This window comes from Mesorhizobium sp. LCM 4577 (genome assembly GCF_001854795.2).
GTDB lineage: Bacteria > Pseudomonadota > Alphaproteobacteria > Rhizobiales > Rhizobiaceae > Mesorhizobium > Mesorhizobium plurifarium.
The window spans coordinates 1-7,202 of record NZ_MDDU01000038.1; the positions used below are offsets into that span (position 1 = coordinate 1).

At 60.1% G+C, this 7,202-nt stretch carries 9 protein-coding genes; 2 read left to right on the plus strand and 7 right to left on the minus strand.

From position 1 onward, the window contains the following. Positions 1–123: 123 nt before the first annotated feature. The gene (gene istB / locus LCM4577_RS27005; protein ID WP_071074190.1) at positions 124–900 is read right to left on the minus strand and encodes an IS21-like element helper ATPase IstB; all 777 of its coding nucleotides are present in this window, start codon (positions 898–900) and stop codon (positions 124–126) included. Positions 901–916: 16 nt separating this feature from the next. Beyond that, a complete protein-coding gene (istA, locus tag LCM4577_RS27010) occupies positions 917–2,464 on the minus strand; it encodes an IS21 family transposase (RefSeq protein ID WP_071074191.1) in 1,548 nt (515 codons plus the stop codon). Between the two features lie 198 nt (positions 2,465–2,662). On the opposite strand from istA, the gene LCM4577_RS27015 reads away from it, so the two are divergent. Together LCM4577_RS27015 and LCM4577_RS27020 are read left to right on the plus strand one after the other, a co-directional pair. After that, a complete protein-coding gene (locus tag LCM4577_RS27015) occupies positions 2,663–3,085 on the plus strand; it encodes a helix-turn-helix domain-containing protein (protein WP_071074192.1) in 423 nt (140 codons plus the stop codon). Continuing rightward, entirely contained in the window at positions 3,082–3,951 is an 870-nt protein-coding gene (locus tag LCM4577_RS27020; RefSeq protein WP_071074193.1) for an IS3 family transposase, read from the plus strand. Before LCM4577_RS27015 ends, LCM4577_RS27020 begins: the two co-directional genes overlap by 4 nt. A gap of 338 nt (positions 3,952–4,289) precedes the next feature. Here LCM4577_RS27020 and LCM4577_RS27025 read toward each other — a convergent pair whose 3' ends face one another. The 5 genes from LCM4577_RS27025 to LCM4577_RS27045 all read right to left on the minus strand — a co-directional run. Then, entirely contained in the window at positions 4,290–4,946 is a 657-nt protein-coding gene (locus LCM4577_RS27025) for a tyrosine-type recombinase/integrase (protein WP_198541094.1), read from the minus strand. 158 nt (positions 4,947–5,104) lie between these two features. Beyond that, entirely contained in the window at positions 5,105–5,284 is a 180-nt protein-coding gene (locus LCM4577_RS27030) for a site-specific integrase (RefSeq protein WP_198541095.1), read from the minus strand. Then, complete coding sequence (locus LCM4577_RS27035; RefSeq protein WP_338012047.1) at positions 5,274–5,834, minus strand: tyrosine-type recombinase/integrase; 561 nt, start codon at positions 5,832–5,834, stop codon at positions 5,274–5,276. The genes LCM4577_RS27030 and LCM4577_RS27035 overlap by 11 nt, the downstream gene beginning before the upstream one ends. Beyond that, positions 5,819–6,217, minus strand: a complete 399-nt coding sequence (locus LCM4577_RS27040; protein ID WP_198541097.1) for a hypothetical protein — start codon at positions 6,215–6,217, stop codon at positions 5,819–5,821. The genes LCM4577_RS27035 and LCM4577_RS27040 overlap by 16 nt, the downstream gene beginning before the upstream one ends. After that, the coding region (locus tag LCM4577_RS27045; RefSeq protein WP_244508444.1) for a tyrosine-type recombinase/integrase at positions 6,214–7,202 on the minus strand (989 nt) is incomplete at its 5' end. The genes LCM4577_RS27045 and LCM4577_RS27040, both read right to left, overlap by 4 nt.

Below are 7,202 nucleotides of genomic sequence, written 5' to 3' on the forward strand. Positions count from 1 at the left end.
CTTGAACCCAACGAAACTGCAAACCAGTGAAGGGGGTCAGTTCCTCACTTCGCCAAAGGGGTCAAATCCTCACTTCGCTTGACAACAGTTTGGCGGCGTCGGTCCTCGGGTGCCTTGTTGCGTTCATGGATGATTGATTTCGCCGTTTTCGGCGCCGGTCAAGAGGGGCGCGGCCTTTTGCTTTCGCATGCTGTCGCCCTGGAGCACGATGCGGTGGGCGTTGTGCACGATCCTGTCGAGAATGGCGTCGGCGACGGTGGGGTCTGCGATCAGGTCATGCCATCTGGCCACCGGGACCTGAGCGGTGATCAGGGTGGATTTGCGGCGATAGCGTTCCTCGACGATTTCGAACAGATGGAAGCGCTGTTGGTCGGTGAGGGAGTGGGTTCCGAAGTCATCGAGGATGAGCAGTTGTGCGCGGGTGAGTTTGTCGATGAGGCATGGGAAGCGGCCATCGAGGCGGGCGAGCGCCAAATCCTCGAACAGGCGCGGCACGCGCACATAGAGCACGGAATGATCGAGCCGTGCTGCTTGCCGACCGAAGGCGCAGGCCAGCCACGACTTGCCGGTTCCGGTCTGGCCGGTGACGATCAGGTTCTCATGCGCCTTCAGCCATTCACCCTGGGCGAGCGCCATGGTGCTGCGCCGGTCGAGCCCGCGTGGCGCGGCAAAGTCGATGTCCTCGATGCAGGCTTCGGGAAAGCGCAGCCTGGCTGAGGCGAGCCGGTTCCGGACGCGCTTGTCGGCCCGTATAGCGACCTCGCGGTCGAGCATCAGGCCGAGCCACTCGTCACGGCTGAGCTCGTTGGCGTTGTTCCGTTCGGCCAGTTCGCGCCAGGCGGCAGCCATGCCGGCCAGACCGAGGGCCTGCATCTGGTCGAGGGTGGGGTTCGTCAGCATTCTTTCTTCCTTTCCTTCACTGGTAATAGGTGGAGCCGCGGATGTTGGCGTGCTGGGGTGTCGGCTTTGCCGGTTCTGCGGAACTGGCTCGGTCGAGGCCGGCTTTAAGGATGGCGGTGACGGAGGAGTAGGCAATCGCGTTGATCAGCAGCGCCCGCTCGCAGGCGGCATCGAGACGCTCCGGCCCATAGCGTGGCGCCAGCGACAGAATGCCCATGGCCGAGCGGTATCCCTGCTCCGGATGTGGCCGGTCGCGCATCATGCGCTCGACCAGGATGGCGGCGCTGGGGCCGATCCTGGCCGCCCGGCTGATCAGGCTGGCCGGCGTGGTGTTGGCGTAGCGCTGGTGCGCCTTGGGCATGTGTTCGTTGACGGTGACATGGCCGGAACGCTGCGAGCGACGCACATGGCTGGCGACACGCTGGTGATCGTGGAAGATCTCGACCACTCGATGAGTGAGCCGCACCTCGACGGTGCGCCCGATCAGCCGGTGCGGCACCGAGTAGAAAGTCTTGTCGACCTCGACATGGTAGTCAGGATGGACCTTCGCCGACTTCCACTCGGCGTATTCGAACGGTGCCGCCGGCAGCGGCTTCAAGGCAGCCCGCTCGATCTCCTCGAACAGTTCGCGGCGGCTTTGGCCGATATGGCGCATCGGCCGGTTGTTCAACTCCTCGAGCAGTTCGGCGATCGCCGCGTTGAGCTCGGCGATCGAGAAGAAGGATCGATTCCTCAGCCGGGCCAGAATCCAGCGCTCGACGATCAGCACCGCGCCCTCGACCTTGGCCTTGTCGCGCGGCTTGCGGCTGCGGGTCGGCAGGATCGTGGTGTCGTAATGCTCGGCCATGGCGGCAAAGGTCGCGTTCAGCGTCGGCTCGAACCACAGCGCCTTGACGACACCGGCCTTCAGGTTGTCGCACACGATCGCTCTGGTGACGCCGCCGAAGAAGGCGARCGCTCGCACCTGGCCCTCGATCCAGTCCGGCAGCTTCTGGCTGGAGCTGGCAAAGGCGAAGGTCAGATTGGAGGCGCCCAGCACCGCGACAAAAATCTGCGCCGGGCAAATGACGCCGGTCGCCGGATCGATCACCGGCACCGTCTGCCCGGCATAGTCGGTCTGCATCACCGCGCCCGCCGCATGCCGATTGCGGAATGTCGCGCTCGTCCGGCGCTCGAAAGCGGCGAAGTGCTCGCAGAACCAGGTGTAGCCGTAGCCGTCAGGATGGGCGGCGCGATACTCCTGCCACAACAGCGTCAGCGTCACCCCCTTGCGCTTCAACTCCCGGGCGATCAGCGCAAAGTCCGGTTCGCTTAGGTCTTGCGGCGGACGACCGGCACGGCCAAACAGCAGCCGGTCAAGCGTCGCGTCGTCGTGGCCCGGCGGCAGCGGCCAGCATGACAGCCCGGCCTCCCGCGCCCGCAGCAAATAGGTCGATACTGTCGTCTTGCTGATCTTCAGCCGTTCCGACACCTCACGCACCGAAAGACCCTGCTCATGGGTCAGGCGCAAGATCGCTTGGATATCCCTCACGCTCGTTCGTCTCGCTTGCTTCCGTCTCGGCATGGCCCCTCTCAACGTCATCGTGAGAGGCCAAACTGCCAGAACGGCGCAGCCGAGAACCGACCGCTAAATCCGCTCCCGAAAACTGTCCGGGATTTAGCGGAATCGCTGTCCGCGAATTACTGAAATCACTGGAGTGCACCCCCAGACTGAGACAAGGAAAATCGCGGACAGTTTCCCCGCAGGAGAGGAAACTGAGGCATGGCCGGACGGCAAAGTTTTATTGATGAAGACCAAAAGCGGGAGCTGCTCCAGCGCACGGAGGCGGGCGAAAACGTCAGCAAGTTGGCAGATGAGGTGGGCATCAGCCGCCAACGTCTTTACGAGTGGCGTGATCACCTGAGGCTTTATGGCGATCTGAAGTCACGTCGGCGCGGCCGGCCGGCCAGATCGACAGCAGGACTAGACGGGGCCGCGCAGCTGCAGAATTCAGTCGATCTGCCGACGCCTCAGGAAAAGGCACTGACCAAGGCCAGGCGCCGGATCAAGGAATTAGAGCAGAAAGTCGGGCAACAGCAACTCGATCTCGATTTTTTTCGCGAAGCCTTGCGGCACTTCGAGGAAGATCAGCGCCGGAGCAGCGCTCCTGGCGAAACGGGATCTTCAAAGTCATCGAAAAGATGACGACCGGCCTGTCGCAAGGCGAATTTAACATCGATCGAATGTGCTGGCTCGCTGGCATCAGCCGCGCGAGTTATTACCGTCACTGGCTAGACTCGGCCCCTCGTCGCGCCGAGACAGGTTTGCGAGATCTCATTCAAAAGTTGGCGCTCGGCAACGCGCACTACGGTTACCGCCGGATTGGAGCCCTGTTGCGTCGGGAGGGGTGGCAAGTCAATCACAAGTGCGTTCTACGCATCATGCGTGAAGACAATCTGCTATGTCTGCGCGCGCGACCCTTTGTTCCTGCAACGACGAACTCAAGGCACGGTTGGCAAGTCGTGCCGAACCTTGCCAGGGGCATGATCCTCGATGGGGTCAACCAGCTATGGGTTGCCGATATCACCTTCCTGCATCTGGCTGAGGAGTTTGCTTTCCTTGCGGTTGTGCTTGACGCCTTTAGCCRCAGGGTGGTCGGGTGGGCGTTGGATACGCATCTCAGAGCAAGCCTTGCCATTGAGGCTCTCGAGATGGCCATCACCGATCGCCGGCCTGCTCCCGGGGGTCTCGTGCACCATTCCGATCGCGGAGTTCAATACGCCTGCGGGGTCTACTCTGAACTTCTGCATCTTCACGGCATCCAGGCGAGCATGAGCCGCGTCGGAAATCCTTACGACAACGCGAAGGCGGAAAGCTTCATGAAAACGCTGAAGCAGGAAGAGGTGCAAGGTCTCGCCTATAAGGACGCTGATGATGCCCGCAGGCGCATCGGCGCTTTCATTGAGACCGTTTACAACACGCAGCGCCTGCATTCGGCGCTCGATTATCTCACGCCGGAGGAATACGAACAGATGCATTCAGGTGGACGACAGATGGAAAAGGCGGCATAGCTTAACGTGGGACGATGTCCGCGATTTTCCTTGTCTCAGTCTGGGGGTGCACTCCATCACTGTCCGGGATTTAGCGAAAAAGGTGTCCGGGAATTACCGAAACACGCATGCTGAGCTCGGTCGGCTGGCTGTCGTGAACGTCGAATATCTAGCGACGCAGATGGGCCAGGCAGGCAGCTTCTCGAATGGCACCGCCCCTATAGATCTGATTGTAGCCGGTGATATGTTCTGGAGAACATATCACCGGCTATGTTGCGGCCGTCCATATGTAACGGCGGCCGGAGAAAGGTTCGTTTCCCCGGCCTGAACCGCAACATAAATTTTCAACCCTGCGACGGCTACAGAGCCTTCAGGAAAGCCAGCAGGGATGGCAGCGAGCGCTGAGGGACAGTGGCTTGTTGGTCAGAGATGTCGACCCGAGCAAGCGCCTTCGCCTTCATTTCCATATCGACTTCAGCGTAAATATGCGTCGTGTCGAGAGACACATGGCCAAGCCAGGCGCGGATAGTGTTGATATCGACGCCAGCGCGCAGCAGGTGGACTGCCGTTGTATGCCGGATCGTGTGGGGACTAACACGCTTCGCTTCGATAGACGGCACTGTTTTGCTCGCCAGTTCGGCGTAGTGGGTCACAAGTCTGTGGATCCCGAAGCGCGTCAATGGCAAGTTGACCCGATTCAAAAAGACCGGATCACGTTTGCCACGCCCCTCGACGAGCCTCGACAGTGTCGTTGCAGTGGCTGGCCACAACGGACATGATCGGAACTTGTTTCCCTTGCCGTGTAGTCGCACCGACGATTGCCGGCCCAGCTGCAGATTGTCGACGATCAACTTCGCCGCTTCATCTGCACGGGCACCGCTGTTGTACAAGAACAGAAGCAAAGCATAATCGCGATTGCCAAGAGGCGTATGACGGTCTGGTTGTGCCAAGAGCGCGTCCATCTCCGGCTTCTCGAGATATCCGATCACGGCCTTGGCGGTCTTCTTGAACGGCATCGCTCGCACTTCGCCGGACCACGCGATGTGGACCGGAGAGTGCATGCCAATGAACCTTGCCAATGAGCGTATGGTCGCCAGCCTCTGGTTTCGCGTGACTCCGCTGCACTTTCGATCGCGTTCCAGGTGATCAAGGAACTAACGGATGATCGACGGTGTCAAATCCTCGACGACATTCGATCGATGGCGCGCGCCGCATGATTGCTGGCGAACGGAAGTAAGAGCATCAGGGTGTCGCGGTAGCTGGCCTGAGTGTTTCGGGACAGATTCCGCTCCGCCACCAGATGTTCGAGGAGGAACCGCCGCACCCATGGTCCGAGGAGCATCTCATTCTTCATGGCTGCCCTCCATCGCATATTGGACGAAGCGTTGGCTGGCCGCCTCCAGAAGTTCCGGCGTCATTTGCAGATAGCGTTGTGTAGATCGGATGTCGATGTGACCAAGGAAGGTTGCGAGTTGGGGGAGCAATCGTTGGACGTCCTGGCCGGATTGATACCATGCAACGACACGGTGGACGGCCGCTGTGTGACGAAGATCATGGAGACGTGGTGGACGCGGTTCGCCGATCGGGCGTTCGATAGCGGCGGCGCGGCGGACATGCTGGAACATGGTGACGACACTCTGATAGGTCCATCCTCGAATGCCGCGGGACGCGAACAGAGGCGCCGCTTTCCCCTGCGGCATTGGCAGCAAGCCACGACGTTCGAGATGCGCGGCCAGCTCTCCAGACAGCTTCGGTCCAATTGGAACCAGGCGAGTCTTGTAGAATTTGGTGCAGCGGATGGTAATGATCCTTTCGACGAGATCGACATCCTGAAAGGTCAAGCGCAGGGCCTCRCCGATCCGGATGCCGGTCCCGTAGGGGAGTAAGATCATAGTACGATACATCGCTGGTACGTGCTGACTGTAGCCTGTTCGCAAGGTCGACGTGCTTCCAAAAGTCGGCGCAGTTCGTCGGTCGAATATACGTATGGCATTTGCGCCGGCGGCAGGTTCGGCAGAACTGTCGGCAGAGGCGAGCGATCAGCATATCCACGACTTATTGCGAACCCAAATAGGCCGCTCAGCACGCTGTGCTTGCGTGCCCACGTCGCTGTCAGAGCCTTGTCTCCATTAAGGAAATCAATGACCGATTCCGGGGTCACCTCGCCGATCTGTCGATCGCCGACTGCTCGCTCAAAGTAGTGGAGCAAGCGTTCGGCAGACTCGAAGCGCATGCCCAGTGACCGTTGCCGGGCCACGTAGATATCGATGACCTCGCTCAGCTTCATAGGACGTCTCCCAAATCGAAGGCGCCGACTTCGCGAAGAACTGCCATGTTAACCTTGGCGTAGACATTTGTTGCCGCGGTGCTGCGATGTCCAAGATGGTCGCCTATCTCCTTGATGGTCAGCCCCTCGGCGAGCAAGCGAACTGCACAGGCATGGCGCAAGGCATGCGCGCCGCGATGGGCAGCTTGAATCCCGAGCGCAACAAATCGCCGATTGGCGACGCTATAAATGCTAGTCACGTTCAAGGGGCGTCGAGGCGACTTCATGCGGAGGAAGACTTCTTGGCAAGAGGATGGTGGCCGGACAGTATCAACATAGCGCGCCAGTGCTTCAGCAGCAGAAGGCACCAGCGGATAGATCTGGGCTTGTCGTCGCTTCAAACGGAAAAGCCGAAGTGTTCGCCCCGCCCAGTCGATCTGGTCGAGTCGCAGTGCGGCGACTTCGCCGCGGCGCATGCCATATACAGCCAGCAGCAGTAGGATCGCGCTGTCTCGGATGTCGCGGAGCCGGTCCGTATCGACGTCGGCCAACATCTTCTGGACGTCGGACCAATCCGGGGCATATGGCAGAGACTCATGCTGATACAGCCGAGGTCGCGATATTGACGCCGCCAAGCGGTCTGAGCACCACGCCTCTTTTGCTGCGTATCGCAGAAAATCCCGCAAGGCTGAAGTGACGTGTGCAATAGAGACGCGACCCCATCTCCGGCTCCTTGGGTCGCGATAATTGTCAATGTCTTCTGCCTTCAAATCCTCAAGCTGGCGGTTCGACCGCTCGCACCACAGCAAGAACCTGCCGRCCATCCTCCCCCATTGCTCGACCGTCGAAGGTGTCAAACCGCGTTCGTCGCGCATCCAGACAACGTATTGGTCGAGTTGCCCTTGGTACGACTGTCGCGCGTCATGGAAAATTGCCCCCTCGGCGCCACGAGGAATTGCCCCCTCAGTGGATAGCTGAGGAGAGAGCAAATGAACGAACAACGAAT